Here is a 25,917-nt window from a genome sequence, read left to right on the forward strand (position 1 = left end):
CGGGCGGGCGTCACGCGGGCTTCTTGACCACGGTGTCGTGAGGGGTGAGCGCCTGCCCCTCGCGGGTCTGCGGAAACATCGACCGCAACGGCTTGCCCGTTGCCTTGTCGATCAACCACGAATGCCGTTCGCCGCGCTCGAACAAATGGCGCTCGCCCCACTGCTGAAGCGCCACGATCACGGGGAAGAGGCTTTCCCCTTTCTTTGTTAGCACGTACTCCTGATAGGTCGTGCCGTCGGAGGCAGGCCGGGTTTCGAGAATGCCGGCCTCGACGAGATGGCTCAAGCGGCCGGACAGGATATTGCGCGCCACGCCCAGATTGCGCTGAATGTCACCGAAGCGGTAAATGCCGTCGAAGACGTCGCGCAGGATCATCAGCGACCAGCGATCGCCGATCACGTCCACCGAGCGCGCGACGGGGCAGGTCTCCTTCTGCATGGATTTGCGGCTTGCCATGGCGATTCTCTCTCTCTTGCTGGAACGTATTGACGCAATGCATACGCCTCACGTAGTTGCATTTTAAAACCAGTCGACATACCATTCAATCAGTTTTGTTTTGAAACTGGATTGAAGATCATGGACGCGGACCCCGTTGCGCTTGCACCGCCGGCCCGCGGCGCTCCCGTGCGGCAGCGCGCGCCGTTGCCGCGCGGCCTCGTACTGCTGTTCGCCGTGGCGAGCGGTTTGAGCGTCGCCAATGTCTACTATGCGCAGCCCTTGCTGGACGCCTTGGCGCGCGATTTCGGCATTACCCGCGCCGCTGTTGGCGGCGTGGTCACGGCGACGCAGGCCGGTTGCGCGCTGGCGTTGCTGCTGCTCGTGCCGTTGGGCGACAGGGTGGAGCGTCGCCGCCTGATGATCGCGCAATTGCTGGCGCTGGCGGGCGTGCTGGGCGTGGTGAGTCTTGCGCGATCCGTAGTGGTGCTGCTGGCGGGCATGCTGGGTGTGGGCATGCTGGGCACGGCCATGACGCAGGGTTTGATCGCCTATGCGGCGGCGGCGGCCGCGCCCGACGAGCACGGGCGCGTGGTGGGCGCAGCGGGCAGTGGCGTGTTCATCGGCCTGCTGCTGGCGCGCGTGTTCTCCGGCGGCGTGAGCGATCTCGCCGGGTGGCGCGGCGTGTATGGCTGCTCCGCCGTCGTCATGCTCGCGCTCGCCGTGCCGCTGTGGCGCCGGCTTCCGAAACTGGGGCGCGGCGCGCCAGATACGATGAGCTATGTCCAGTTGATCATCTCGATGTTCGCATTGTTGCGCTCGGATCGCGTGCTGCAGACGCGCGGCGCGCTCGCGCTGCTGATGTTCGCGACTCTCAATATCTTCTGGAGCGGGTTGGTGCTGCCGTTGAGCGCGCCGCCCTACAATTTCTCCCATACGGCGATCGGGGCCTTCGGCATCGCCGGGGCGACGGGCGCACTGGCCGCCGCGCGCGCGGGCCAATGGGCCGACCGGGGTCGGGGCCAGCGCACCAGCGCTGCCGCGCTGGCGCTCCTGTTGCTGGCGTGGTGGCCGCTTTCGTTGCTGGGACACTCGCTATGGATGCTGGTGGTCGGCATCGTGTTGCTCGATCTCGGCGGCCAGGCGCTGCACGTGACCAATCAAAGCCTGATTTTTCGCAGCGACGCGCAACTGCATAGCCGGCTCGTGAGTCTTTACATGCTGTTCTACGCGGTTGGCAGCGGGCTGGGCGCGATCGGCACGACGGCGACGTATGCCGTGGCGGGCTGGCATGGCGTGTGTATGCTGGGCGCGGCCACGAGTTTGCTGGCACTCGTGTTCTGGGCACTCACGGTGCGTAGCATGCCGCGCGCGGCCTCGTGCGCCTGCACATCGAATTGAAGCTTGAACGGAAACACGAACCGGGAGACATGGATGGATGAACTGAAACTGCTGGCGGATGCCGACGCGCGCGGCCTGCGCTACCTCGAAGGCAACGCCACGCGGCGCGTTTTCCCCTCGAACGAAGCCATTGCGGCGCTCAGTGCGTTCGACGAGCCGCTGCCCGCGAGCGGATTACCCGCCGAAGACACCCTGTCCCTGCTCGACCGCGCAGGCTCGCCGGCGACCACGGCTTCGAACGGCCCGCGCTATTTCGGCTTCGTGATCGGCGCGGCGCTGCCCGCAGCGGCCGCGGTGGAGCGGCTCATGCTGGCGTGGGATCAGTGCGCCTCGACGTTCGACAACTCGCCGGTCGCGGCCACGGTGGAAGGCATCGCGGGCCGCTGGGTGCTCGAAGCGCTCGACCTGCCGCGTGAGAGCGCCGTGGGCTTCGGCACCAGCGCCACCGCGTGCACGCTCGGCGCACTCGCCACCGCCCGGCGCGCGCTGCTCGCACGGCAAGGCTGGGACTTCGACCGTCAGGGGCTGATGGGCGCGCCCGAGATCAAGGTCGTGATCTCCGAACTCGCTCACATCACCGTGAAGAAGGCGCTGCGCATCCTGGGCTTCGGGCTGGATCGCATCGTCTACGCTGCCGTCGATGCTCATGGGTGCGTGGATGCGGCGCAACTCCCGCCGCTCGACGACCGTACGATCCTGTGCCTGCAAGCCGGCGAGGTGAATACCGGCGAATTCGACCCGTTTGCGCCGATCATCGCGCGTGCGCGGGCGGCCGGCGCGTGGGTGCATGTCGATGGCGCGTTCGGCCTGTGGGCGCGGACCTCGTCACTGGCTGCGCTGACCGAAGGCATCGAAGCGGCCGATAGCTGGACGACCGATGCGCACAAGTGGCTCAACACGCCGTATGACTGCGCCATGGTCATTTGCCGCCATGCAACGGCGCTGGCCGAGGCGATGAACAGCGACGCGGCGTATTTGTCCGCGAGCGCCGACGCGCAGAAGAACCTCACGCTGGAGTTCTCGCGCCGCGCGCGCGGCATTCCCGTGTGGGCGGCGCTGCGCACGCTCGGACGCGGCGGTGTCGCGGCCATGGTCGAGCGCCATCACGCGCAGGCGCAACGCATCGGCGCGGAACTCGGGCGGCTGGGCTACGAGGTGCTCAATCGGGTCGTGCTGAACCAGGTGCTGTTCCGCTGCGCAACGGATGCGCAGACGCAGGCGCTACGCAGCGCCGTGCAGGCCTCCGGCGAAACGTGGTTCGGCGGCACGATCTGGCAAGGGCGGCCTGCGTTGCGGATCAGCGTGTCGTCGTGGCGCACGCGGGACGAAGACATCGAAGCGCTCGTGCAACTGCTGGCATCGCTGCGCGGCGATTCGCGTGCGCCGTAGCCAACATTGGTGACAACGTTGCGCGCACAGCGAAAGAGGCGGCATGGCCGCGCACGGCTCATGCCCTCGAGTCAACGCAGCAATGCGAGACTCAGCGCGATACCGGCCGCGTAAGTGCCGAGCGAGCCGAGAAATCGGGCGGGATTGGGTTTTGCCATCGAGGGAAACGCGATCAGCCCGACGACGAGCAGGCACCGGCAGACGGTCGCGGCCACGATCAGCGCGAGCGTGACCGGCGAGGGCGAGCGTGTGCCCAGGTAGAGAAACAGCACGGCCAGGAAGGGCACATATTCGGCGGTGTTCGCATGCGCGCGCACGAACTTGTGCAGCAGGCTGGCCGGGTCCGTCGCGCATCCCGAGAGCGTGCCTTCGCGAAAGCGAAGCATGGAAATGGACAGGCCGAGGCCAAACAGCAGGAGACCCAGCACGGCCACGCAGGCCAGCACGATTCTGTCCATTTGAAGCTCCCTGGCGAAAGCAGGCGATGCGATGCTTGCGGCGCGCGCTAGCCGACTTCCACGCGGTTGCGTCCGCTGCCCTTGGCCCGATAGAGCGCGACGTCCGCGCGTTTGACGATCGCACCGAAGTCATCCTCGCCCGGCAGGCGCTCCGTCACGCCAATGCTCACCGTAAACGGCACAGGCTTGCCCAGCCGCCATTTGTGCTCGAAGTCCTGCTGCTCGATGGTCTGGCGCAGTTCCTCGGCCACGGCCGTTGCCTGCTCGATATCGAACTCGGGCAGGGCGGCGACGAACTCTTCGCCGCCCCAGCGGGCAAATACTCCAATGCGCCTGTCACTGTTCATCACGACCTTGGCCAGCACGCGCAGCACTTCGTCGCCGATGTCGTGCCCATAGCTGTCGTTGATCTTCTTGAAGTAATCGATATCGAGAATAAAGACGGAGAGCGTTTTGTCCGCTTCCAGAAGCTGTTCAACGGTATCGGCAAATTCGCGACGGTTCGGCAGGCCGGTCAGCTCGTCGGTGACGGCCTGCTTCTGAAGCAGGTCCATCAGTTGAACGCGGTCGGCGATGTCGCGAATCACGGCGGTGAATTCGATCAGGCCGCCCACGTTGATTTTCGAAATCGCGATTTCAACGGGCAATAGTGACCCATCCCGATGCAACCCATACACACGGTTGCGCTCGTCCATCTGCCGCGAGCGCACGGGCGAGCGCGCGAACTGGTGGACGTATTGCGAATGATTGCCGCGGAAGCGCTCGGGCAGAAGGTCCGTGATCGGTTGGCCGAGCATTTCCTCGGCGGAATACCCGAACAGGTTTTCGGCGGCGCGATTGAATAGCGTGATGCAATGCTGCTGGTCGATCGTGATGATGGCGTCGTAGGCTGCGTCCACGACCGAACGAAAGCGCGACGTGCTGACTTCCAGTTCGTGCGTCAGCAGCATTTTCGTGGTGATCTCAAGGCCTGTGACCATGATTTCGAGCACGGAGACGCCGCTTTCGGCGTGGCGTATCGGCTTCAATGACAGGCGCCACCAGTGCGTTCCGTCCCTCAGGTCATAGGCTTGCTCGAGTTCCCGGGCGACGCCGGATTCGAAGCACTGGGTCAGTTTTTTGCGGAATTCGGTTCGGGCGTAGTTGGGAATGAGCGAATCGAACGGTGCCGGGAACGACTTGATCGCGCTGCGCCTGCCGCCCGTCATGCGCATGAAATGATCGTTGCAGGCCGAAACCACGAACTGGCCCCGCTCATCGCGGCCGATCATGGCCACGCTCGCAGCGATTTCGTCGACGAAATCGCGCATCATGTTCGACCAGTCGGCCATCGAGCCTCCTTTGCCCGGTTGCCCAATACACTGACGATATAGTAGTCCGCATTGCGCGGCGCGGCAGCGTAATGTGCCCAACGGACGTTTTCGAACATGCGGGCTCGCGCGCGTTCGGTCAGACCCAGTCTGACTCGACTTACCGATGCGCTACCCTGCGGCGCACGCTGGTTTCGACGCCTGGCGCGCCGCGACGATGCCTCCGTGCAGTTCCACATGCAGCACGACGAGCCACCGCGAAGGGCAGGCGCTCGCCACGCGCACTGCACGGCCAGGGCGGATCGCGACCGGCTGCACGAAGCCCGACTCTCGCGCGCGCGACCACGCATGGCGTGCATCGGAGCGTATCCACACGGCAAGCAGCGTGCAGCACATGAAGCAGAAGAACGCCGTGAGTCCCAGCGCGAAATCGGGGTGATTCGAATACGCGAAAAATGCGAACGCTGAAGTCAGTATGGGACTGATCAGCAGAATCAACGCACACACGCGCAGCAATGCGCGTCTTTGCGGACTGATGGCGCGTGTGGCATTCAATGTGCGCCGAGGCGGCGAAGAGAGGTTGCGCATGCGATGGGACCGATACGTCGTCAATGCAACAAGGTCACGGGCACGCTGCAAAGCCGCCTGAGCCTTGCGAGCATCATCCATTTGCGCAGAAAGCCGAGATGGCTTGCGTCCACGAGAACGATATCCGCGCCACCGCATTCCACACAGGCCGCAATGCTGCGCTCCGCAGGTCCCGGCGCGTGGCGCAGCCGGTACGGCACGCCCGCGTCCTTGAGAATCGCGCAGGTGGCCGCGAGCATGTCGCGGCCGTGCCGTTTGCGCTTGCGGGCGCCGTTGCTCGCCGCGGCTCGCTGCATCGTCTCCACGACCTCGACTTCCACCATGCCGCGTTCGGCGAAAAGAAACGCGCTGTGGCGTGCGGCTTCGGCTGCGCCGTGCCGGTCAATGACGGGAATGAGGAGTTTCAACACGAAATGGCCCGAGAGATTGCGGATCAGCATGATCGTAGCGAACGGCGCGTAAACAAGCCGTAAAAGATTGGCCGCCGGCGTGTAAATACGGTGCTTTTTTACGGCATTTTTTCTTGTGCGAGGAAGAACGCCACGCCTACACTGGCGCGTCGAATCCGCCCGAGTCATTGCCATGTTTTGCCGCCCGCCGTTCAATCCTGTGTTTTTCCGTTAACCATGCCGACGCGTTTTAGAGGCTGGTTGAAGCTCGCGCTTCTTACGTTTTCCGTGGACCAGATACTGACCGCCGTGTTCGGCTACGTTACCCAGCAAATCGATCCGGGCATTTCGGACTTCGAGACAGTGATCTTTAGCTGCATTACGTGCGTGCTCGTCAGCAACTGGCTGGTGACCGACGCGCGCGCCGCGTGGGCCACGGCAAAGAAGCTGGGATTCATCGGACCGGCGCGAACCGAAGGGAGTGCGCGCGAAGCGCAATTCCAGATTGCCAACGCGTGCCCGCGACGCTGGCTCGTCGTTCTGCATCTCGAGTTGAATCCGCAGCTCGCACAAGGCATGTGAAATTTAGACACGACGCACCGCTATTTTTAACACCGGTTTTACGCGTTCGGGAATACGCTGAAGTTGTATTCACAACCTGCGAATAGCAATTCAAATCTCATGGCTTGCGCAAATCCCATCCCCCGTTACGAGATCGTGGCGCCGACGCCGCGCCCGCGTGCGAAGGTCGTTCCGTTGCGGGCCCCCCGTGCCTGGCTCGAAGTCATGCTGAACGCGAATACCGAAGAAGCCGCGCGGGCGCATCTCGCGGCGCTGCTGCATTCGCCGCTCGGCGTCTATGTCGCGCAAACTGCGTTCGTGCGCGGCGCCATGCGCGTGCTGCTCGATATCGCGCCCGAAGACATCGGCTTCACGATGCATACGCTGATAGGCAGCGTGCCGGAAGCCACGATCGGCGCATTGCGCCCGCGCACCGGCAACAAGGGGACCTGATATGTTCGAGGGAATCTGGTTGCCCATCGTGACGCCGCTGCGCGATGGCGAAGTGGATGTCGAGGCGTTGGCGCTCCTGACCGACAAATACGTGAATGACGGCGTTGCCGGCATCGTCGCGCTCAGCACGACCGGCGAGGCGGCGCTGCTGAACGACGTGGAGCGCGTGACCGTGCTGCAGGCCATAACCGAGGTCGCAGCGCGGCGCGTGCCCGTGATCGCGGGCCTGGGCGGCAGCGACACGCGTGCGTTCGTGCACGATCTGCGCACGCTGGAACGGTGGGACGTGGCGGGCTTTCTCGTTCCTCCGCCGTCGTATGTCTGCCCGGACCAGGCGGGGCTCGCATGGCACTTCGGGCAGATCGCGCGTGCCACGTCGAAGCCGCTGGTGCTCTACGACGTGCCGCATCGCACAGGCGTGCCGATCGAAGTCGAAACGGTGCGCGAACTGGCGGAAATCGACAATATCGTGGCGATCAAGGCTTGCGCGAGCGAGCGCTTCAAGGCGCTGGGGCAACTGCCCATCTCGTTGCTTTGCGGCACGGACGAAGCGTTTCTGGCGTGTCTCGAAGCGGGCGCCGCAGGCGGCATACTCGCCAGCGCCCACGTTTGCCCGGACCTGCTGCGCGATGTGCACGCGCTCGTGAAGGCGGGCTACGGCGAGGCGGCGGCGCGGCTGTTCGCGCGCTTCAAGGGCGTGCTGCGCCTCTTGTTCGCCGCGCCGAACCCGAGTGCGATCAAGGCCATGCTGGCGCTCGACGGCACCCTGTCGCACGAAACGCGTATGCCGATCCGGCCGGCTTCGCCCGCGCTCGTCACGCAACTCGAATTCGCCCGCGCCGTGCTCGACGACCTGCGCGCCGCCGCGCCTTCGCCCTGATCTCGCTGCGCGCTCGCGCCCACGCGGATTTTTTTCCGCATTTTCGAACTTTCATCTTGTCGCGCTACTATCCCCCTACCGTGTCATGGGGAAACCGCAAAGATGAAGTACGAGAACGCCTTGCAGCGAGCGATCAAGGAGCGCCTCGAGCGCGCCATGGAGCTGGCCGAACTATTCGGTCTGTTGATCATCGGCATTGGCACCGTGGCCGCCATGGGCGCGCTGATCTGGCATATGGTGCATTCGGACGGCGTGACGCTGACCGACCTGCTGCTGATGTTTCTCTACCTCGAGATCTTCGCCATGGTCGGGCAGTATCTCAAGGCGGGCCAGCTACCGGTGCGCTTCCCGCTCTATATCGCCATGGTGTCGATTGCGCGGGACCTCATCCTGCGCGCGGGCGCGAACACGGAGCTGCATTTGCTGGCTTCCGCAGGCGCGATCGTGCTGATCGCGCTGGGCGTGCTGATCATCCGCTTCGGGCAGGCAAAATATCCCAGCAACACCGATGAGCGGCGCGTGGAAGAGGCGAAGTAGGCCAGTCCTGCTGCCGTAGTGACGTTGAGTTATCGCACGCAAACCGGCCCGAGCCGCGCGGCAATGGTGCGGCACGCGGCGAGGAGGGGTTCGATGTAGCTCTGTTTCGCATCCGCCTGGCGGCGGAACATCGGCATGCTGACGCTCACGCAGCCCACTGCGTGGCCATCGGCGCCGAGAATCGCCGCGCCGTAACACCAGATCGACTGTTCGTTTTCTTCGCGGTCTTCCGCGTAGCCGCGTTGCGCCGTGAGTTCGATCTCGTCGCGGATCGCGTCGAGGTCGGTCATCGTATGTTCGGTGAAACGCACGCGCGGCGCCTGTGCAAGCATAGGCTCGCGTTCGGGCGGCGTGAGCGTGGCGAGCCATGCCTTGCCGACCGAACTCGACGTGAGCGCTACGCGCGTGCCGATACGCGAAGCCATGCGCACGGCGTGCGGACTTTCGAGCTTTTCGATGTACACCATCGCGCCGTCGCTGGGCACGGCGAGGTGCACCGTTTCCGAGGTGGTGTTGCGCAGTTCCATGAGCGCGTCGACGGCGGCGATGCGCAGGTCGGAACGCTCCCAGCTGCGGCTCGCGAGATTCACGAGACGCGGCCCGAGCGCGAACGTATTGCCGCCGCCCACTGCAGCGACGAGCCCTTCAGCCTGCAGCGCGGCGACGATGCGATGCACGGTCGGGCGCGGATAGCCGCTCGCGGCCACGAGCTTCGCGATGTTCGGCGGCGTGCTGGCGTCGGCGATGAGCTGCAGCACGGCAATGAACTTCGAAAAGGCGGCCGTGCCGGCCACGCCCTTGGCGTCGCCGGGCTGGGAGGAGGCGGGGGAATCAGTGGTCGACATCGGAAAGCTTGCGGGCACCATGTGTGGCGCCATTATGCCCGCAATTCCTGCGGATCAGGCGCACAGATAGCCGCCATCCACGGGCACGATCGCGCCCGTCATGAACGAAGCGGCGGGCGAGCAGAGAAACGCGGCCACATTGGCGACTTCTTCGGGCTGCCCCCAACGCTTCATCGGCGTGCGCTCGAGGATGCCCTGCGAGCGGCCGCCATCGTCCTGCAGCGCCTGGGTGAGCGGCGTCGCGATCCAGCCGGGCGCGAGCGCATTCACGCGGATCTGGTCGCTCGCATAGGCAATGGCGAGCGAGCGCGTGAGCTGCGCCACGCCGCCCTTGCTGGCGCTATAGGCCGGCACGAGACCGCCGCCGAAAAAGCTCAGCATCGAAGCCGTGTTCACGATGCAGCCGGAAGAGGCCTTGAGCAGCTCGCGCGCGCTCGAACACACACGCATGGTGCCGTTGAGATTGATGTCGAGCACGCGCTCGAACGCTTCGATCTGGTGCTCGTCGCCGCGGCTGATCACGCCCGCGCAGTTCACGACGATATCGAGCCGCTCGAAGCCGTTCACGAGCCGCGCCACGTCTTCGCTCGAACGCACGTCGAGCGAGGCGCGTTGCACGCCGGCATCGAGCGCATCGGGCGTGCCGGCGGGCGGCGGCAGGCCGGCGGCCGTCGTGCGTGCGCCGAGTTGCGCGAGCCGGTTGGCGATGGCCGCGCCGATGCCGGAGTGGCCGCCCGTCACGAGCGCGGCCTTGCCCGCGAGAAAGTTGTCCTTGAATGTCATGGTGCGTAGTGCGAATGAACAGATGAATCAGGTGGGTTGGGTCGCTGCCGCCCGGCGCTCGTTTTCAGGCACGACTTCCCTGACGACGAAGAGATAGACGAACGCGGCGGCGAACGCCACCGCTGCGCTGATGAGCAGGGCGTTCACGAACGAATGCGTCTGGTCCACCACGATACCGGTGATGACCGGCGCAAACGAGCCGCCGAAATAGCCGCCGAAGTTCTGCATGCTGCCGAGCGACGCCACGAGATGGCGGGGGGCCGCCACGCTCACGAGCGCCCAGGCCGCGCCGCTCGACATGTTCACGAAGAACATCGCGACGGAAACATACGTAATGGCTAGCGCGGTGCTCGGCGTGTAGGCGGCCGGCACGGTGAAGGCCGCCGCGCCGAGCAGCCCGACGCACAGCGGCCACTTGCGGCTGCGAATGGGCGCCATGCCGCGCTTGAGCAGGTAATCGGAAATAAAGCCGCTGCTGGCCATGCCGATCGTGCCGAACACATAGGGAATGGCGACGAGCCAGCCCGTATGCGCGATGGAGATATGGCGCTCCTTCTCCAGATAGCCGGGCAGCCAGGTGAGATAGAGCCACACCATGTAGATCACGCCCATGAAGCCGAAGATCATGCCCCACGTGTTGCGCTGCTTGAGCAGCATGCCCCATTCGGCGAAGCTTAGCGCGCTCTTCTTCGGTGCTTCGGTCGCGCCGTCTTCGAGCCATGCCGTTTCTTCGGACGTGAGCACGACCTGATCGCGGTTGCGATAGACCATGTACCAGCCGACCGAGACGAGCACTCCGAGCACGCCCATGATGATGAACATCGGACGCCAGCCGAATGCGAGCATCAGCACGGTGAGCAGCGGCGGCGCGATCATCGGCGCGATGGTCGAGGAGGAGACGAACGTACCGGTTGGCGCGCCGCGTTCGCGCACGGCGAACCATTCATGAATGACCTTGGCGCCCGCCGGAAAGAGCGGCGCTTCGGCGATGCCCAGCACAACGCGCGCCGCCAGAAAGTGATTGAGCGACTGAATGAAGCCGCCCGTGACCTGCGCAAGCGACCACACCAGCATGCCGAGCCCGAGCATCACGCGCGAGCCGAAACGGTCGAGCATCGCGCCCACCGGCAATTGCGCGAACGCATAGGCGAGCGAGAACGCCGAAAGCAGCAAGCCCATTTGCGAAGCGTTCAGATGCAGTTCCTCCGCCACCGAGTGATTGGCGATGGAAAGCGTGCTGCGGTCCAGATAGTTCACAATGCCCGCTATCGTCAGAAAGGCGATGGCTATCGTCTGTGTGCGTTTGAGCCGTTGCGATTTTTTGATCATGGGTCGTCTCCTTTTGGCTGTTATCGTGTGGGTGTTTTCGGGTGCGTCGTGGATCAGTACGTGGCGCGGCCGCCGGAAAGATCGAATATTGCGCCGGTGCTGAGCGTGCGGACGCCTTCGGCGTGCCCTCCTTGCCCGCGAGCGACGCCACGTTGACGATGCGCCCCGAACCCGCGCGGCGCATGGCGGGCACCACGAAGCGGCAGACGTGATAGGTACCCACCAGATCGCGGGTCATCGGATGAACTGGTCCACGTAATCCTCGCCGAGACCGACCGCCGAGTAATGCTTGCGGCACATGTCGATCTTCGTGAACACGTCCTCATAGCCCGTGTAGTTGCCCCACGGATCGCAATAGAACATCACGCCGTTCACCTGGAAGTAGGTGATCATTTCCTCGACGTCTTCCGGTACGTAAAGCGTGTGCGTTTCGCCGGGCGGCTCGAACACGTAGCTGCCTTCGGTCGCTTCCCAGTCGTGCTCCAGATAGCGCCAGCGGCCCTTGAGCACCATGCCGTGAACGGCCTGCGGATGCCGATGCCTGCTCAGAACACCTGATTTACGCACGCGCAGCAAGTTCATCCAGGAGCCCTGTGCCGTGTTCAGGCACAGCGGGCGGAACCATACGTTATCGGCCTGGGGCACCCACACGCGCTCGTCGGTGGGAATGGCGTGGGGAATGACGATTTCCTGCTGCGCTTCCTTGGGGAACGGAAGCTGATACGGCGTCATGGGGGAATAGGGCTTGTCCGTCATCAGTTGCTCTCGTTATGTCCATAATATGGACATTAAGTCCACAATATGGTTTATTGTGCGGGAGGGATTTGATTTAGGTCAATGCCAGGGTTTCCCCGGGCCCGCGTGCCTCGCACTCAGAATTCGATGCCCTGCTTGTCGCACAGCGCTTCGATGAGCAGCCGCGCCGCGGGCGAAAGCGGCGCACCCTGGCGCGTGACCAGTTCATACGGTTCGCTGCGGGAAGCGAGGCGCAGCGGCAGGATGCAGGCCATCTGCTGGCTGGCGAAGAACTGCGCAACGTCGATGGACACCAGCGCGACGAACGACGGATTGCCCTGCAGCAGCGCGAGCGTGGCGAACGCGGAGGTCGTTTCGAGCAGATGCGTGGGAAAGCGCAGTTCGGCCTCGCGAAACTCGCGTTCGAGCAGCAGCCGCATCGGCATGTTCGCGCGGTAGACCACCCAGCGATACTTCTCCGTGTCCTTGAGCGTGAGCCTCTTCGCGCGGTGCAGCGGATGCTGCACGTTGGCGATCACGGCGAGCGTTTCGTCCTGCAGCTTGAGGCTCTCGTAGTGCTGCGGCGTCTGGCTGACCGTGGTGCGGCAGATCGCGAGATCGAGCCTGCCCGCATCGATCTGGCTCAGCAGCGCGGCGCTCGTGTCTTCGACGATTTCAACCGACATTTCCGGATGCTCCGCGATCAGCGTGGAAATCGCATCGGTCAGCAGCGGCACCGCGCCCATGATGACCCCCACCGCCACGCGTCCGCCACGCCCGCGCGAGAGTCCGACGAGTTCCTCGCGCAAATGCGTGAGATCGGTGTGGATCAGGCGCGCGTAGCGGATCGCGCAGTGTCCGGCCTCGGTGGCCTCGAGACCGCGATTGGTGCGATTGAAGAGCGCGGTGCCAAACGTCGTTTCGATCTCCTGCAATGCCTTGCTCGCGCCGGGCTGCGTGAGTGCGACCTGTTGGGCGGCCTTCAGCAGCGAGCCGTGATCGCCCAGGGCGATCAAAAGCCGGAGCTGCTTCACATGGAGGCGGGAGATGATCGAATTGAGCGACGGGGTCATCGGGTTGAGGAAAAGTTATAGCTGTATCAGATCTTCTCAATTATCGCGTAATGGGCGTCTCCCTATACTGGCCCAAAACAATAGCATTATGCGGCCGAATTGCGGTAGTCAAATTGGAGCTGGCAGCAGCTTGCTGCCGCAACGGTCGAATTCACTATAACTGAAGCTCAATCCTATGTCCCTCATCAACTACGTCACCCAGATCCAGTTCGATTTTGGCGCCATTCGTTTGCTCAAGAACGAATGCGAGCGTGTGAGCATCAGCCGGCCGTTGATCGTCACGGACAAGGGCGTACGCGCGGCGGGGATCATCGATAGCGTGCTGGGCGCGCTGGCAGGCATTGCGCCCGCAACGATCTACGACGGCACCCCGCCCAATCCGAACGAAGCGGCGGTGCGCGAGGCCGTGGCGGCCTACCGTGCGGGCGAATGCGACGGCATCGTCGCCGTTGGCGGCGGTTCGGCAATCGACCTTGCTAAAGGCGTCGCCGTTTGCGCAACGCACGAGGGCCCGTTGCAACGCTTCGCGGTGATCGAAGGCGGCGCGGCCAACATCACGGCGAAGACGGCCCCGGTGATCGCCGTGCCGACGACCGCAGGCACCGGCAGCGAAGTGGGGCGCGGCGCCATTCTGATTCTCGACGACGGCCGCAAGGTCGGCGTGATCTCGCCTTACGTCGTGCCGCGCGTGGCGATCTGCGATCCCGAACTCACGCTGGGCTTGCCGCCCGGTTTGACGGCGGCGACGGGCATGGATGCCATCGCGCATTGCATGGAGACCTTCCTCGCGCCTGCCTTCAATCCGCCCGCGGACGGCATTGCGCTGGACGGCTTGTGGCGCGCGTGGCGTCATATCGAGCGCGCGACGCGTGATGGCGGCGACCGCGTGGCGCGGCTGAACATGATGAGCGCATCGATGCAGGGTGCGCTGGCGTTCCAGAAGGGCCTGGGTTGCGTGCACAGCCTGAGCCATTCGCTCGGCGGCATCAACCCGCGTTTGCATCATGGCACGCTGAACGCGATTTTCCTGCCGGCTGTGCTCCGGTTCAACGAAGAAGCGCCTTCGGTGCGCGAGGAAGGCAAGCTCGCCCGCCTCGCGACGGCGATGGGGCTGGGCAGCGGCGCCGAAGTGGCGCCCGCCGTGCGCGCGATGACCGAACGCCTCGGTTTGCCGACGGGCCTCGCGCAGCTTGGTATGAGCGCCGATCTGTTCCCCGAGATCATCAAGGGCGCGCTCAAGGATCACAGCCACAAGACCAATCCGCGCGAGGCCTCCGAAGACGACTACCGCGCCATGCTCGCATCGTCGATGTAACACGGCGCGGCGTTTTAGTCCCACTGCGGGGCGAGGCCGGCGGGGCTCACCTCACGGCCGTTGCGTTCGAGCGCGGCGATCGGCGCCATGTCGTCGTCCGTGGTTCCAGGGTTTGCGCAAGCAGGCGCTTAGCCCGAAGCGCCCGCGTGCGTGGAGTCAGGCGTTATCGCGGCTTCAAAACCGTCGTCATATATTCGCTTGCGAATTCGATGAATGCCTGCACGCGCAGCGGCAGCCGCCTTTGCACGGGATAGACGATTTGCGCGGCGAGCGGTTTCGCCTGCCATTTCGGCAGGACGCGCACGAGGCGGCCCGAGATCAGATCCTCCTCGATCAGCCATTCCGGCAACACGGCGAGGCCCAGCCCCATGCGCGCGGCCTCGCGCATGCTCGTCACCCCTTCCGAGATCATCACGGGCTCGATCTGCAGCGTATGCGTCGTTGCGCCCGCATACAGCGTGACATCCCTCGAACCGCCGAATTGCCGGCTCGAAAGGGCGATCCACGGTAAGCCGTGGAGACTTTCCGGCTTGCTGGCGAACTTGTGATCCTTGAGGAAGGCGGGCGAGGCAACCGGATAGCGGCGGATCTCGCCCAGCGAGCGCGCCACGACGCGATCGTCAGTGAGCGCCCCGGCGACGATACCCGCGTCGCAGCCCTCTTCGATCATGTGGAGCGGGCGGTTCGAATAGGCCAGCTCCATTCGCACAGCCGGGTGGGCCTGGATAAAGCTGCTGATCATCCGGCTCACCACGGACTGGCCGAAGTCGATCGTGGAAAACACCCGGATATTGCCGCTCAGCGCGCTCTGATCGCGCCGCATGCGCTGCCCGGCCTCCTCGGCGAGCGCGAGCAGTGCCTGTGCGTCGGCCAGGAACTGGTGGCCGGTTTCCGTGAGGCTCATGCGGTGCGTGTCGCGCCGCAGCAGCGCCGCGCCGCATTGATCTTCGAGCGAACGCAGCTGGCGGCTCAGCGTGGGCTGGCTCAGGTTCAGCTTGCGCGCCGCCGCGGAGATGCTGCCGCTCTCCACGATGGCAACGAAGGCCTGCAGCAGGCTCAGGTCGTTGAATATGGTCATACGCGCGAAGCATAACCGATATTCCGGCTATGCGGCTACCGTGGGGCGTCGCCTGGCGGGAAGATGCACCCATCGCATCACGTTGCATCACCCACCCAACCGGAACGGAGAGTCACCATGAGCACGCAAGCCAACACCAGCAAAGTCGCAATCGTTACCGGCGCTTCCCGCGGTATCGGCGCATCGATCGCCCGACGCCTCGCGAGCGAAGGCGTCGCAGTCGTCGTCAACTACGCCGGCCGCGCGGCGGACGCCAACGCGGTCGTGGAGGAAATCAACGCCGCGGGCGGTCGCGCCTCGGCAATTCAGGCAGACGTGGCCGTGCCCGCGCAGGTGGCCGCGATGTTCGACCAGGCCATTACGCTCTTCGGCGGCGTGGATATCGTGGTGAACAACGCGGGCATCATGCAGCCGGGCCTCGTCAATCTGGTCGATACGGACGACGCCTTGTTCGACCGGCTCGTCGCGATCAACCTCAAGGGCACCTTCAATACGCTGCGCATTGCCGCGAAGAAGCTGCGCCAGGGCGGCCGCATCGTCAACTTTTCGAGCAGCATCCAGGCGCTCGCGCTGCCGGGCTACTCGGTGTACGCCGCCACCAAGGCCGCCGTGGAAGCGATGACCCACATCTTCGCCAAGGAACTGCGCGGCCGCAATATCACCGTGAATGCGGTCGCCCCCGGGCCGACCGCAACCGAACTGTTCCTCAAGGACAAGACGCCCGAGCAGATCGAGCGCCTTGCGAAGATGCCGCCGCTCGAACGGCTCGGCCAGGCGGACGACATCGCCGAGGTGGTCTCGTTCCTCGTCGGCAACGGCGCAGGCTGGATCGACGGTCAAACGATCCGCGTGAACGGCGGCATTGTTTGATGTCCTGATCAAGCGTTTTCATGACGAACAAGGAGCCCATCATGAAGAAGGTCATTGTCGTTACCGGCGCATCCAGCGGTTTCGGCCGCCTCGCCGCCGAAGCACTTGCCAGCGCCGGCCATACCGTCTACGCATCGATGCGTGCGACCGCCGGGCGCAACGCCCCGGTCGTCGCGCAGATGGCGGAATTCTCGCGGCACAACGGCGTGGATCTGCGCACCGTCGAACTCGACGTGCAGTCGCAGGCGTCCGTGGATGCGGGCATCGCCCGCGTGATCGCCGCAAGCGGGCGTATCGACGTCATCGTCCACAACGCGGGCCACATGGCCTTCGGGCCGGCCGAAGCGTTCAGCCCGGAACAGTATGCGCACCTGTACGACATCAACGTGCTGGGCACGCAGCGGGTGAACCGCGCGGTGCTGCCGCACATGCGCGAGCGGCGTGAGGGCCTGGTGGTGTGGGTGTCGAGCAGCAGTTCCGCGGGCGGCACGCCGCCCTACCTCGCGCCGTATTTCGCGGCGAAGGCCGCCATGGATGCGATTGCCGTTCAGTATGCGCGCGAGCTTGCGCGCTGGGGCATCGAAACGTCGATCATCGTGCCGGGCGCCTTCACCTCGGGCACGAATCACTTCGCGCATGCGGGCAGCCCGGAAGACAAGGGCGTGGTCGCGGCTTATGAAGCCGGCCCCTATGCCGGGTTCGGCGAGCAGATCCAGAAGGCGTTCGCCGCCATCGTGCCGCCGCAAGCCGACGTCGGCCTCGTGGCCGAGGCGATCGTCGATGTGGTCGATGCTCCCTTCGGCAAGCGGCCGTTCCGGGTGCACGTGGACCCGACCCAGGACGGCGCGGACGTTGGCTTTGCCGTGCTGGACCGCGTGCGGGCGGAGATGCTGCATCGCGTGGGCCTGTCCGACCTGCTCGCGCCGCGCGGGCACGGCGACGCGTGATGCAACGGGCGGCGGGGCGCGCTTACTGCGTGATGCACTCCGACGCCTCGAGTCCACGCAATGCCGCCTCGAACTCCTCGACAGGAATCGGGCGGCAGAACAGATAGCCCTGATACGCGTAACAACCGGCCGAGGCGAGGAAGGCACGTTGCTCCTCGGTCTCGACCCCTTCGGCGATCACGCCGAGGCCCAGGCTGTGCGCGAGCGCCACGATGGTTCGGGCGATCACGGCGTCGTTCGGATCGACGAGGACATCGCGCACGAAGGAGCGGTCGATCTTCAGTTGAGCGAGCGGCAGGCGCCTCAAATACGAAAGCGACGAATAGCCGATGCCGAAATCGTCGAGCGCGAAGACGATGCCGTTGGCCTTCAGCGCTTCCATTTTCTCGATGATCTCCTGCACGTTGTCGACCAGCACGCTTTCGGTCAACTCGAGCTTGAGCCGGTCCGCCCTCGCGCCGGTCTGTTCGAGCGTGGCCAGCACGCTTTGCACGAAGTCCGGCTGGTGAAGCTGCTGCACGCTGACGTTGACCGCAATGGTCAGGTGTTCGGTGTCGGGCTGAATGGCCCAGCGCGCCAGCTGGGTGCAGGCCGCGCGCAGCACCCAGCTGCCCAGCTCGGCGATGAGCCCGGTTTCTTCGGCCACGGGAATGAAATCGGCCGGGTACACGAGCCCGCGCAGGGGGTGACGCCAGCGCACCAGAGCCTCGACGCCGGTGACCCGGCCGCTGTCGATCTGCATCTGGTAGTGAAGCACGAACTCTTCGTTCTCGATGGCTTCGCGCAGCGCCGCTTCGAGCGCGGCACGCTCCACCACGACCGTCTGCATGTCGGGGTCGAAGAGGCGCACCGCGTTGCGGCCGCGTTCCTTGGACTTGTACATGGCTAGGTCGGCCTGCTTCATGAGGTCGTCCGTCGATGCCTGGAAGCCCTTGAATACGGTTGCGCCAATACTCGCCGTGCTGCGGTAGTCGATCTCGTCGAGTCGATAAGGATTCCCGAGCACAGCGAGAATCCGCTCGCCCAGGGCCTCGGCCTGGCGGGCCGCTTCGCAGGGAACGGGATTCAGATTGCCCACCACGACGACGAACTCGTCGCCGCCCACGCGCGCCACGGTGTCGCCCGCGGGTATGCTCGCCGCCAGGCGTTTCGCCACTTCCTGCAGCAGCAGGTCGCCCTTGTCGTGGCCCAGCGTGTCGTTCAGCGTCTTGAAGTGATCCAGATCGATGAACAGCAGGGCGCCGCTCGTGCCGTTCCTCGCGCTGTCGGTCAGGGCGTCCTTGAGGTTGTCGAGCAGCAGCGTGCGATTGGGCAGGCCCGTGAGCGCGTCGTAGAAGGCCAGCTCCTTGATGCGCTGGTCGGCGATCTTGCGCTCGGTGATGTCGCGCCCGCTCGTGCGGAAACCGATGAAATCGCCCTTCGAGTCGGTAATCGGCACCCACGAGGCGGAGCGCCACATGAGCGAGCCGTCCTTGCGCACGCAGCGGAATTCCAGATTGTCGCCGCGCGAGCCCAGTTGCGCGCCGCGGAATTCGGGCGCGACGTAGGACGCGTCGCCCGGATAGATCACGGTGCAGGCGAAGTCGCTCATGGCCATGCACTCGTCGACGGTATAGCCGATGTACTGCTCCACCGCCGAGTTGATCCAGCGCGGCTTGCCTTCCGGCGACCACCAGATTTCCCAGTTGACGGTGCAGTCCGCGATGGCGCGGAATTTTTGTTCGCTTTCGCGCAGTTCCTTCGTCATCGAAGAGGCAAGACGTATCGCGCGGCTGCGGCCCGTCATCATGAGGCGCGTGAGCAGCGCGAGCAGCAGGCTCAGGCCCGTGCCGGTGATCGCGATGAGGGTTGCCGCGTCGCGGCCGAAGCGCGCCTTGAAGCCGTCGCGCGCCATCAGCTTGAGCATCCAGTCGTGTCCGCAGACGACGAGATATTCGGTTGCCGAAAGATCGCTCGCCAGGTGATGGGCGGCGGCGCCCGACGTTCTGTAGAGCAATGCGTCAGGCGACGATTCCACGCCGTCGTAGATGGAGACCGAGAGGCCGGGCGGTTCCTCGCCGTAAAGGCTGGCGATGACGTCGTGCATGCGAAAGGACGCATAGACCCAGCCCACCAGCTGCGCCTGGCGTTCCGTGGCGTTTTCCGGCGCGGAGCCGTGTGTGTAGACCGGCATGTACATCACGAAGCCGGGATCGGCGCCGGGATCGGTATCGACCGAGAGGCGCACCTTGCCGGAAATGGTCGCCATGCCGGTGTCGCGCGCCTGCTCCATGGCGCGCCGGCGCACCGGGTCGGCCCAGGCGTCGAAACCGGGCGCCGCGCGATTGGCGCCGATATACGGCTCGCGCTGAATGATGGGGGCGTAGTTCTCGCGCGGACCGTCGGGCTCGATCGCGTATCCCGGCAAGCCGCGCTGCTGCATGGCCCTGATATGCGCGGCCTTTTGCGTTTGCGGCACCCACGCGACGATGCCGATGGCCTGGATGCCGGAAAAATTGGCGTCGAGATTGAGCGTATTGACGTACGCCCGGAACGCGCCGCGATCGACCTCGCCGCTGGCGGCAAACAGGCTCTGCACGCCGCGCAGCAACAGCTCGTACGTGCCCATGCGCTGTTCGATGCGGCTCACGACGTCGCCGAGCGAGTAGTCGAACTGCGTGAGCAGTTCGTGGCGAGCCGCTTCCCGCTCGTGGTTCCAGAGCGTCCAGGTCACGCCGAGCGCGGCGGCGAGAACCAGTAGCGGGAGCAGAACGAGGCGCGTCCGGGTCATGGCGGCGTCTAGAAGGGGACCATCGAGTCGGCGAGGTCAGGCTTGAAATACTTCGTGAAGATGCGCCGCACCGTGCCGTCGGCGATCATTTCGTTGACGAGGGCGCGCCACTTGTCCCGCTCCTCGGGCGAGAGCGCCTTCTTCGACATGATGAGTCCATGCGGAATGGGTGGATCGTCGAACTCCACGATATTGGTCACGCTCCGAATCTTCGCTTCATCGATGGCGGGATAATCGAATGGCTCGATGATCATTCCCTGAATGCGGCCAAGGATCAGCGCCTGGTAAAGCGGCTCGAGGCCGCCGGCCTGGCTCACGCGGTTTTCGGCGGAGAGCGAATCGACCAGCCGGTTGGCCGACTCGCTGTAGCGGAAACTGCGAATCACGCCGAGCTGAAACTTGTCGTTGTGCTCGAAATCGGCCAGTTGATGGATGCCCGAATCCTTGCGAACCAGCAGATAGTACTTGTTGCTGAAGTACCAGGCAAAATCCGCGTATTGATTGCGCTCTTCGTTCGCGATGCCCGAAAGACTGAAATCGAGCGCGCCCGATTCGATCAGTTTCCAGATGCGCGCGCGCGACATCAGGCTCACGCGGATCTGGCAGCCGCTGCGCCGCGCCAGGGCGTCGGCGAAGTCCTTGTCGATGCCCGTATCCGTGTCGACGGAGTACAGTAGCCCATGATCGTGTAGGGCGAGCGTAAATGAGCGCGAGCAGTCGGGGCCCGCGGCAACCGCGGTGCCGATGCAACCGAGCGCGAGCAGCAGGCCTCCAAGGCAGTTTCGAATCACAGCGTCTCCGTTGCTTGTCGATGGCCCGATGGCGGTGCGCCGGGCGGAAAACAGTGTTTACGACTTATCGGCAGCGTGCTGCAATTCTTGAGACAATTCCAATTGTTTTTTTTTGCACGCTTTTTGTGCGGGCGCTGGGGTGTTCAGGCGGGACGATTGCCCGTGTGGACCGGGCCGCGGAGGCCAAAAAAAAGCGCCGGCGCAAGGCCGACGCAATTTTCAAAACGGGATCGTGTAAGGAAGGCTCAGCCCGAAGGTGGCAGAAGGTGGCCCTCGCAACGGACGATTTAGCCGATCCGCATAGCGTTCAGTTCTCTTCCACCGCGTCGCGTTTCAGCATGCTTTTCGGAATCGACAGAATCAGAACGCAGCTCACGAGCAGACAGGCGCCCAGCGCATAGGTGCCGTTGTTGATGTCGCCGGTCAGGTCCTTCGCCACGCTCGTGATCATGGAGCCCGTGAAGCCGGACAGGTTGCCGACCGAGTTGATGAGCGCAATACCGGCCGCCGCGGCCGTGCCGGAGAGAATCTGACCCGGGAACGTCCAGTAAATCGGCATGAGTCCGAGGATCGCGCAGGTGGCGATAGTCAGGAATACGATCGAGAGCGGCACGTTGTGCGCGAAGAGTGCGCTCAGAATCAGGCCGATGCCGCCGATACAGGCCGGAATGGCCGCATGGAGCCGGCGCTCGCCCGTCTTGCGCGAGTGTGACGCATTCCAGATCATGGCGACGACGGCGCTGAGATAGGGAATGGCGGTCAGCAAGCCGATGTTGAACGTGCTCTTCACACCGGAAGCCTTGATGATGGAAGGCAGCCAGAATGCCAGGCCATAGAAGCCGGTATTGAAGGTCAGCAGGATGAACGTCAGCAGCCAGACGCGCGGGCTTTTCAGCGCCGCCACGGCGCTATGCGTTTTCTTCGCGCTTTCCTGTTCGAGATTCTTTTGCAGCACGGCTTTTTCGGCGGCGCTCAGCCATTTCGCCGACTGAATGCCGTCGCCCATGCGCAGCAGCACCACGAAGGCGACGAGAATCGAGGGAATGCCTTCGAGCAACAGCATCCATTGCCAGCCGCCCAGCCCCAACAGGCCATGCGTGTTCTCCATGAGCCACCCCGAGATAATCCCGCCGAGCGTGAGGCTCACGGGAATGGCGATCAGGAACCCCGACATCGCGACGCTCTGGCGACGCGCCGGAAACCAGTAGTTCAGGTAAAGAATGATGCCGGGGAAAAAGCCCGCTTCACAGACGCCGAGCAGAAACCGCAGGATGTAGAACATCGTCGAGGTCTGCACGTGGAAGAAACTCGCAAGCGGCGCGATAAAGGCGAGCGACGAAGACACGATGCCCCACGTCACCATGATGCGCGCGATCCAGAAACGCGCGCCATAGCGATGCAGGAGCAGGTTGCTCGGCATCTCGAAGAGGAAGTATCCCCAGAAAAAAATGCTTGCGCCCACTGCATAGATACTGTCGCTCAGGCCGAGCGAATCGAGCATCTGCAGTTTGGCGAAGCCGACGTTCACGCGGTCGAGGTAGGCGACGACATAGCACAGAAGCAGAAGCGGCAAGATGCGCTTCAGCACCTTGCGGTACAGCAGTTCTTCGGCTTCGTTGACGGCGGCCGGCGAGTCCGCAATCTGGGTCAGGGTGGGCATGGGATGTGTCTCCTTTCACATATGCCTTTGAACGGTCCCGGTACTGGGGAGGCGATTCCACGAGCTTCGTGGTGTGCTTGCTGGATCTCTGCGCTGGCTGTGAACAGCGCGCTGTTTTGTTATCGGTAACACAGCGGGCGCTAAATTAGCATGAGACGAGGCGCCACGGCAAGTCGGAGGCCGGCGCCGAGGTCGGGAAAACGCGTGGTCTCACCTGGTGCACAGGGCGCGTGCAAAGTGCTAATATCCAGAAATGTTACCGATAACAAATGGCGTGGACCTGCGCGCCACATCGTCGAGACAAGGAACAAGCAAGTGAGTGATATGACCCAGCCCAACGCACGGCGTCTGCGCAGCCAGGAATGGTTCGACGATCCGGCCCATGCGGACATGACCGCGCTCTATGTCGAGCGCTTCATGAACTACGGTCTGACCCGAGAAGAACTGCAATCGGGCCGCCCCATCATCGGCATTGCACAAACGGGGAGCGATCTCGCCCCCTGCAACCGTCACCATATCGAGCTGGCGGCCCGCACGAAGGCGGGCATTCGCGACGCGGGCGGCATCCCGATGGAATTTCCGGTCCATCCGCTTGCCGAGCAGAGCCGCCGGCCCACGGCGGCGCTCGACCGCAATCTGGCCTATCTGGGTCTGGTCGAAATTCTTCACGGTTTCCCGCTCGATGGCGTGGTGCTGACCACGGGCTGCGACAAGACCACGCCCGCTTGCCTGATGGCCGCGGCAACGGTCGATATGCCCGCCATCGTGCTGTCGGGCGGCCCAATGCTCGACGGCTGGCATAACGGCCAGCGTGTCGGGTCGGGCACGGTCATCTGGCATGCGCGCAATCTGCTGGCGGCCGGCGAGATCGACTACGAAGGCTTCATGGAGCTCACGACGGCCTCGTCGCCCTCCATCGGCCACTGCAACACGATGGGCACGGCACTGTCGATGAACAGCCTCGCCGAAGCGCTCGGCATGTCGCTGCCCGGCTGCGCCAGCATTCCGGCCGCTTACCGCGAGCGCGGCCAGATGGCCTACGCAACGGGCAAGCGCATTGTCGACCTCGTGCGCTACGACATGCGGCCTTCGCGCATCATGACGAAAGAGGCATTCGAGAATGCCATCGTCGTGGCCTCCGCGCTGGGTGCGTCCACCAACTGCCCGCCGCACCTCATTGCGATCGCGCGGCACATGGGCATCGAGCTGAGCCTCGAAGACTGGCAACGCGTTGGCGAACAGGTACCGCTCATCGTGAACTGCATGCCGGCAGGCGAATATCTGGGCGAGAGCTTCCACCGCGCGGGCGGCGTGCCCGGCGTGCTGCGCGAACTCGATCGCGCGGGCCTCGTGCATCGCGAATGCCTCACGGTGTCGGGCCGCACCATCGGCGCCATTGCCGACAGCACGCCCGAGCCCGATCGCGAAGTCATCAGGACCACCGATGATCCGCTCAAGCACGGCGCGGGCTTCATGGTGCTCTCGGGCAACTTCTTCGACAGCGCGATCATGAAGATGTCGGTGGTCGGCGACGCGTTCCGGCAAACCTATCTGAGCGAGCCGGGCGCGGAAAATACCTTCGAGGCGCGCGCGATCGTGTTCGACGGTCCCGAGGACTACCACGCGCGCATCAACGACCCGTCGCTCGAAATCGACCAGCACTGCATTCTCGTGATTCGCGGCACGGGCACGGTGGGCTATCCGGGCAGCGCCGAGGTGGTGAACATGGCGCCGCCTGCGGAACTGGTGCGCCAGGGCATCACGTCGCTGCCCACGCTGGGCGACGGCCGCCAGAGCGGTACCTCGGCGAGCCCGTCGATCCTGAACATGTCGCCCGAGGCGGCGGTGGGCGGCGGCCTCGCGCTGCTGCAAACGGGCGACCGCATTCGCGTGGACCTGAATGCGCGCAGCGTGAACGTCCTGGTCGACGAAGCCGAGCTGGCGCGGCGCCGCGAAACGGCGCATTTCGACGTTCCGCCGGCACAGACGCCCTGGCAGGAGCTGTACCGCAAGACGGTGGGGCAGCTGTCCACGGGCGGGTGCCTCGAACCGGCCACGCTCTATCTGAAAGTCATCGCCGAGCGCGGCAACCCGCGCCATTCGCATTAACCACGGACATCCAACTGGACGCACCATGACCTCGAACACCCCCTCAAACTGGCTTCCCGGCGATGTCGGGCAGGCGCTGCTCGTTGGCCGCGTGTGGCGCAAGGCAGGCGAACACGAAGGCCCTGCTGTCGTGCTCGTGCGCAACGGCGAAGTCATCGATATCACGGCCAGCGCGCCGACCACTGCGGATCTGTTCGACCGCGAGGACCTCGCGCAATTTGCACGCACGGTGAGCGGCGAATCGCTCGGCCCGGTGGAAAAACTGATCGAAGCGAATCTGCCCGGCAGTGCGGAGCCCGCGCTGCGTCTGCTCGCGCCCAATGACGTGCAGGCCATCAAGGCCTGCGGCGTGACGTTCGCGGTAAGCCTGATCGAGCGCGTGATCGAGGAGCAGGCGGGCGGCGATCCCGCCAAGGCGCAGGAAGTGCGCGAAACCATCGCGGCCACGATCGGCACCGATCTCTCGAAGATCAAGCCGGGCTCGGAAGACGCGATGAAGCTCAAGGCGGAACTCGAGCGGCGCGGCGCATGGTCCCAGTACATGGAAGTGGGCATTGGGCCCGACGCGGAAGTGTTTTCCAAGTCGCAGCCCATGTCGGCGGTGGGTTTCGGCGCGGCTGTCGGCTTGCTGGCCGCTTCGGTCTGGAACAACCCCGAGCCGGAGATCGTCCTGGCCGTGAACAGCCGCGGCGAGATCGTCGGCGCGACGCTCGGCAACGACGTCAATCTGCGCGACATCGAAGGCCGCTCGGCGCTGCTGCTCGGCAAGTGCAAGGACAACAACGCCTCGTGCGCGATCGGCCCGTTCGTGCGTCTGTTCGACGAATCGTTCAGCCTCGACACGGTGCGCAAGACGAGCGTCGCGCTGCGCGTGGAGGGCACGGACGATGACTTCGTCCTGGAAGGCATCAGCCACATGAGCGAAATCAGCCGTGACCCGGCGGACCTCGTGGCGCAGACGTGGGGCCCGCATCATCAGTATCCCGACGGCTTCATGCTGTTTCTCGGCACCATGTTCTCGCCGATCAAGGATCGCGACACGCAAGGCGGCGGCTTTACGCATCACCTGGGCGACAAGGTCACCATTTCCGCGCCGGAACTCGGCGCGCTGATCAACACCGTGCAACTGAGCACGGCACTCGCGCCGTGGACCTTCGGCGTGCGCGCGCTCTATCGCAATCTGGCTGCGCGCGGATTGCTGTGAGCCACT

25 protein-coding genes and 2 pseudogenes are annotated in these 25,917 nt (G+C 64.5%); 11 read left to right on the plus strand and 16 right to left on the minus strand.

From position 1 onward, the window contains the following. Positions 1-10 precede the first annotated feature (10 nt). Positions 11-457, minus strand: coding sequence for a helix-turn-helix domain-containing protein (locus AB4Y44_RS02120; protein ID WP_342923602.1), 447 nt, complete (start codon positions 455-457; stop codon positions 11-13). 120 nt (positions 458-577) lie between these two features. On the opposite strand from AB4Y44_RS02120, the gene AB4Y44_RS02125 reads away from it, so the two are divergent. After that, positions 578-1,837: an MFS transporter gene (locus AB4Y44_RS02125; RefSeq protein ID WP_368698576.1), complete on the plus strand. Its 1,260-nt coding sequence runs from the start codon at positions 578-580 to the stop codon at positions 1,835-1,837. A 33-nt stretch (positions 1,838-1,870) separates the two neighbouring features. Then, complete coding sequence (locus AB4Y44_RS02130) at positions 1,871-3,226, plus strand: pyridoxal-dependent decarboxylase (protein ID WP_342923600.1); 1,356 nt, start codon at positions 1,871-1,873, stop codon at positions 3,224-3,226. 71 nt (positions 3,227-3,297) lie between these two features. On the opposite strand, the gene AB4Y44_RS02135 is transcribed toward AB4Y44_RS02130, so the two are convergent. The 4 genes from AB4Y44_RS02135 to AB4Y44_RS02150 form a co-directional block, all read right to left on the minus strand. Beyond that, positions 3,298-3,684 carry an MAPEG family protein gene (locus AB4Y44_RS02135; RefSeq protein ID WP_342923599.1) on the minus strand — a complete coding sequence of 129 codons (387 nt, stop codon included), beginning with the start codon at positions 3,682-3,684 and terminating at the stop codon, positions 3,298-3,300. A 47-nt stretch (positions 3,685-3,731) separates the two neighbouring features. Continuing rightward, positions 3,732-5,015 carry a diguanylate cyclase gene (locus AB4Y44_RS02140; protein ID WP_342923598.1) on the minus strand — a complete coding sequence of 428 codons (1,284 nt, stop codon included), beginning with the start codon at positions 5,013-5,015 and terminating at the stop codon, positions 3,732-3,734. Positions 5,016-5,165: 150 nt separating this feature from the next. Beyond that, positions 5,166-5,501, minus strand: a complete 336-nt coding sequence (locus AB4Y44_RS02145; protein WP_342923597.1) for a hypothetical protein — start codon at positions 5,499-5,501, stop codon at positions 5,166-5,168. A gap of 101 nt (positions 5,502-5,602) precedes the next feature. Beyond that, positions 5,603-6,187: a hypothetical protein gene (locus AB4Y44_RS02150; protein ID WP_342923596.1), complete on the minus strand. Its 585-nt coding sequence runs from the start codon at positions 6,185-6,187 to the stop codon at positions 5,603-5,605. A 45-nt stretch (positions 6,188-6,232) separates the two neighbouring features. Here AB4Y44_RS02150 and AB4Y44_RS02155 point away from each other — a divergent pair, with 45 nt between their 5' ends. From AB4Y44_RS02155 to AB4Y44_RS02170, 4 genes are all read left to right on the plus strand, one after another. Then, entirely contained in the window at positions 6,233-6,553 is a 321-nt protein-coding gene (locus tag AB4Y44_RS02155) for a hypothetical protein (RefSeq protein ID WP_342923595.1), read from the plus strand. 174 nt (positions 6,554-6,727) lie between these two features. Continuing rightward, positions 6,728-6,985: a hypothetical protein gene (locus tag AB4Y44_RS02160; protein WP_368698577.1), complete on the plus strand. Its 258-nt coding sequence runs from the start codon at positions 6,728-6,730 to the stop codon at positions 6,983-6,985. 1 nt (position 6,986) lies between these two features. Then, positions 6,987-7,865, plus strand: a complete 879-nt coding sequence (locus AB4Y44_RS02165; RefSeq protein ID WP_368698578.1) for a 4-hydroxy-tetrahydrodipicolinate synthase — start codon at positions 6,987-6,989, stop codon at positions 7,863-7,865. Between the two features lie 102 nt (positions 7,866-7,967). Next, positions 7,968-8,402, plus strand: coding sequence for a phosphate-starvation-inducible protein PsiE (locus AB4Y44_RS02170; RefSeq protein WP_069262357.1), 435 nt, complete (start codon positions 7,968-7,970; stop codon positions 8,400-8,402). Between the two features lie 29 nt (positions 8,403-8,431). Here the strand turns inward: AB4Y44_RS02170 and AB4Y44_RS02175 are convergent, their stop codons facing one another. The 6 genes and pseudogenes from AB4Y44_RS02175 to AB4Y44_RS02200 all read right to left on the minus strand — a co-directional run bounded on the left by AB4Y44_RS02175 (position 8,432) and on the right by AB4Y44_RS02200 (position 13,167). Next, entirely contained in the window at positions 8,432-9,247 is an 816-nt protein-coding gene (locus AB4Y44_RS02175; RefSeq protein ID WP_342923592.1) for an IclR family transcriptional regulator, read from the minus strand. Positions 9,248-9,301: 54 nt separating this feature from the next. Then, complete coding sequence (locus AB4Y44_RS02180) at positions 9,302-10,030, minus strand: SDR family NAD(P)-dependent oxidoreductase (RefSeq protein WP_368698579.1); 729 nt, start codon at positions 10,028-10,030, stop codon at positions 9,302-9,304. A gap of 27 nt (positions 10,031-10,057) precedes the next feature. After that, the gene (locus tag AB4Y44_RS02185) at positions 10,058-11,359 is read right to left on the minus strand and encodes an MFS transporter (protein ID WP_342923590.1); all 1,302 of its coding nucleotides are present in this window, start codon (positions 11,357-11,359) and stop codon (positions 10,058-10,060) included. Positions 11,360-11,456: 97 nt separating this feature from the next. Then, positions 11,457-11,588, minus strand: a pseudogene (locus AB4Y44_RS02190) (SDR family NAD(P)-dependent oxidoreductase); the annotation flags it as partial. Positions 11,589-11,593: 5 nt separating this feature from the next. Continuing rightward, entirely contained in the window at positions 11,594-12,115 is a 522-nt protein-coding gene (locus AB4Y44_RS02195) for a 2,4'-dihydroxyacetophenone dioxygenase family protein (RefSeq protein WP_368698580.1), read from the minus strand. A gap of 116 nt (positions 12,116-12,231) precedes the next feature. Next, positions 12,232-13,167 (minus strand): LysR family transcriptional regulator, encoded by a 936-nt coding sequence (locus AB4Y44_RS02200; protein WP_368698581.1) that lies wholly within the window; start codon positions 13,165-13,167, stop codon positions 12,232-12,234. Positions 13,168-13,342: 175 nt separating this feature from the next. Here AB4Y44_RS02200 and AB4Y44_RS02205 point away from each other — a divergent pair, with 175 nt between their 5' ends. Then, the gene (locus AB4Y44_RS02205) at positions 13,343-14,482 is read left to right on the plus strand and encodes an iron-containing alcohol dehydrogenase (protein ID WP_342923587.1); all 1,140 of its coding nucleotides are present in this window, start codon (positions 13,343-13,345) and stop codon (positions 14,480-14,482) included. Between the two features lie 14 nt (positions 14,483-14,496). Here the strand turns inward: AB4Y44_RS02205 and dkgB are convergent. Together dkgB and AB4Y44_RS02215 are read right to left on the minus strand one after the other, a co-directional pair. Next, positions 14,497-14,606: pseudogene (dkgB, locus tag AB4Y44_RS02210) on the minus strand (2,5-didehydrogluconate reductase DkgB); the annotation flags it as partial. Between the two features lie 39 nt (positions 14,607-14,645). Beyond that, on the minus strand, positions 14,646-15,560 hold the full coding sequence (locus tag AB4Y44_RS02215) for a LysR family transcriptional regulator (RefSeq protein WP_342923586.1): 915 nt from the start codon (positions 15,558-15,560) through the stop codon (positions 14,646-14,648). Positions 15,561-15,677: 117 nt separating this feature from the next. Here AB4Y44_RS02215 and AB4Y44_RS02220 point away from each other — a divergent pair, with 117 nt between their 5' ends. Beyond that, positions 15,678-16,430, plus strand: coding sequence for an SDR family oxidoreductase (locus AB4Y44_RS02220; protein ID WP_368698582.1), 753 nt, complete (start codon positions 15,678-15,680; stop codon positions 16,428-16,430). Positions 16,431-16,471: 41 nt separating this feature from the next. Then, positions 16,472-17,377 carry an SDR family oxidoreductase gene (locus AB4Y44_RS02225; RefSeq protein WP_368698583.1) on the plus strand — a complete coding sequence of 302 codons (906 nt, stop codon included), beginning with the start codon at positions 16,472-16,474 and terminating at the stop codon, positions 17,375-17,377. Positions 17,378-17,399: 22 nt separating this feature from the next. Here AB4Y44_RS02225 and AB4Y44_RS02230 read toward each other — a convergent pair whose 3' ends face one another. From AB4Y44_RS02230 to AB4Y44_RS02240, 3 genes are all read right to left on the minus strand, one after another. Continuing rightward, complete coding sequence (locus AB4Y44_RS02230; RefSeq protein ID WP_368698584.1) at positions 17,400-20,147, minus strand: EAL domain-containing protein; 2,748 nt, start codon at positions 20,145-20,147, stop codon at positions 17,400-17,402. An 8-nt stretch (positions 20,148-20,155) separates the two neighbouring features. Beyond that, positions 20,156-20,938 carry a transporter substrate-binding domain-containing protein gene (locus tag AB4Y44_RS02235; RefSeq protein ID WP_321921838.1) on the minus strand — a complete coding sequence of 261 codons (783 nt, stop codon included), beginning with the start codon at positions 20,936-20,938 and terminating at the stop codon, positions 20,156-20,158. Positions 20,939-21,245: 307 nt separating this feature from the next. Continuing rightward, a complete protein-coding gene (locus AB4Y44_RS02240; protein ID WP_368698585.1) occupies positions 21,246-22,598 on the minus strand; it encodes an MFS transporter in 1,353 nt (450 codons plus the stop codon). A gap of 324 nt (positions 22,599-22,922) precedes the next feature. Between AB4Y44_RS02240 and AB4Y44_RS02245 the strand changes: the two genes are divergently transcribed. Together AB4Y44_RS02245 and AB4Y44_RS02250 are read left to right on the plus strand one after the other, a co-directional pair. Next, complete coding sequence (locus AB4Y44_RS02245) at positions 22,923-24,707, plus strand: IlvD/Edd family dehydratase (protein WP_342923620.1); 1,785 nt, start codon at positions 22,923-22,925, stop codon at positions 24,705-24,707. 25 nt (positions 24,708-24,732) lie between these two features. Then, a complete protein-coding gene (locus tag AB4Y44_RS02250) occupies positions 24,733-25,911 on the plus strand; it encodes a fumarylacetoacetate hydrolase family protein (protein ID WP_368698586.1) in 1,179 nt (392 codons plus the stop codon). Positions 25,912-25,917: the final 6 nt, after the last annotated feature.

This window comes from Paraburkholderia sp. BR10937 (assembly GCF_040965695.1).
Taxonomy (GTDB): Bacteria; Pseudomonadota; Gammaproteobacteria; order Burkholderiales; family Burkholderiaceae; genus Paraburkholderia.

Bases quoted from the DNA above. Each gene is read 5' to 3' on its own strand.
- AB4Y44_RS02120 (WP_342923602.1), bottom strand. From the start codon at position 457: ATGGCAAGCCGCAAATCCATGCAGAAGGAGACCTGCCCCGTCGCGCGC.
- AB4Y44_RS02125 (WP_368698576.1), top strand. From the start codon at position 578: ATGGACGCGGACCCCGTTGCGCTTGCACCGCCGGCCCGCGGCGCTCCC.
- AB4Y44_RS02130 (WP_342923600.1), top strand. From the start codon at position 1,871: ATGGATGAACTGAAACTGCTGGCGGATGCCGACGCGCGCGGCCTGCGC.
- AB4Y44_RS02135 (WP_342923599.1), bottom strand. From the start codon at position 3,684: ATGGACAGAATCGTGCTGGCCTGCGTGGCCGTGCTGGGTCTCCTGCTG.
- AB4Y44_RS02140 (WP_342923598.1), bottom strand. From the start codon at position 5,015: ATGGCCGACTGGTCGAACATGATGCGCGATTTCGTCGACGAAATCGCT.
- AB4Y44_RS02165 (WP_368698578.1), top strand. From the start codon at position 6,987: ATGTTCGAGGGAATCTGGTTGCCCATCGTGACGCCGCTGCGCGATGGC.
- AB4Y44_RS02170 (WP_069262357.1), top strand. From the start codon at position 7,968: ATGAAGTACGAGAACGCCTTGCAGCGAGCGATCAAGGAGCGCCTCGAG.
- AB4Y44_RS02175 (WP_342923592.1), bottom strand. From the start codon at position 9,247: ATGTCGACCACTGATTCCCCCGCCTCCTCCCAGCCCGGCGACGCCAAG.
- AB4Y44_RS02180 (WP_368698579.1), bottom strand. From the start codon at position 10,030: ATGACATTCAAGGACAACTTTCTCGCGGGCAAGGCCGCGCTCGTGACG.
- AB4Y44_RS02185 (WP_342923590.1), bottom strand. From the start codon at position 11,359: ATGATCAAAAAATCGCAACGGCTCAAACGCACACAGACGATAGCCATC.
- AB4Y44_RS02195 (WP_368698580.1), bottom strand. From the start codon at position 12,115: ATGACGGACAAGCCCTATTCCCCCATGACGCCGTATCAGCTTCCGTTC.
- AB4Y44_RS02200 (WP_368698581.1), bottom strand. From the start codon at position 13,167: ATGACCCCGTCGCTCAATTCGATCATCTCCCGCCTCCATGTGAAGCAG.
- AB4Y44_RS02205 (WP_342923587.1), top strand. From the start codon at position 13,343: ATGTCCCTCATCAACTACGTCACCCAGATCCAGTTCGATTTTGGCGCC.
- AB4Y44_RS02215 (WP_342923586.1), bottom strand. From the start codon at position 15,560: ATGACCATATTCAACGACCTGAGCCTGCTGCAGGCCTTCGTTGCCATC.
- AB4Y44_RS02220 (WP_368698582.1), top strand. From the start codon at position 15,678: ATGAGCACGCAAGCCAACACCAGCAAAGTCGCAATCGTTACCGGCGCT.
- AB4Y44_RS02225 (WP_368698583.1), top strand. From the start codon at position 16,472: ATGAAGAAGGTCATTGTCGTTACCGGCGCATCCAGCGGTTTCGGCCGC.
- AB4Y44_RS02230 (WP_368698584.1), bottom strand. From the start codon at position 20,147: ATGACCCGGACGCGCCTCGTTCTGCTCCCGCTACTGGTTCTCGCCGCC.
- AB4Y44_RS02240 (WP_368698585.1), bottom strand. From the start codon at position 22,598: ATGCCCACCCTGACCCAGATTGCGGACTCGCCGGCCGCCGTCAACGAA.
- AB4Y44_RS02245 (WP_342923620.1), top strand. From the start codon at position 22,923: ATGACCCAGCCCAACGCACGGCGTCTGCGCAGCCAGGAATGGTTCGAC.
- AB4Y44_RS02250 (WP_368698586.1), top strand. From the start codon at position 24,733: ATGACCTCGAACACCCCCTCAAACTGGCTTCCCGGCGATGTCGGGCAG.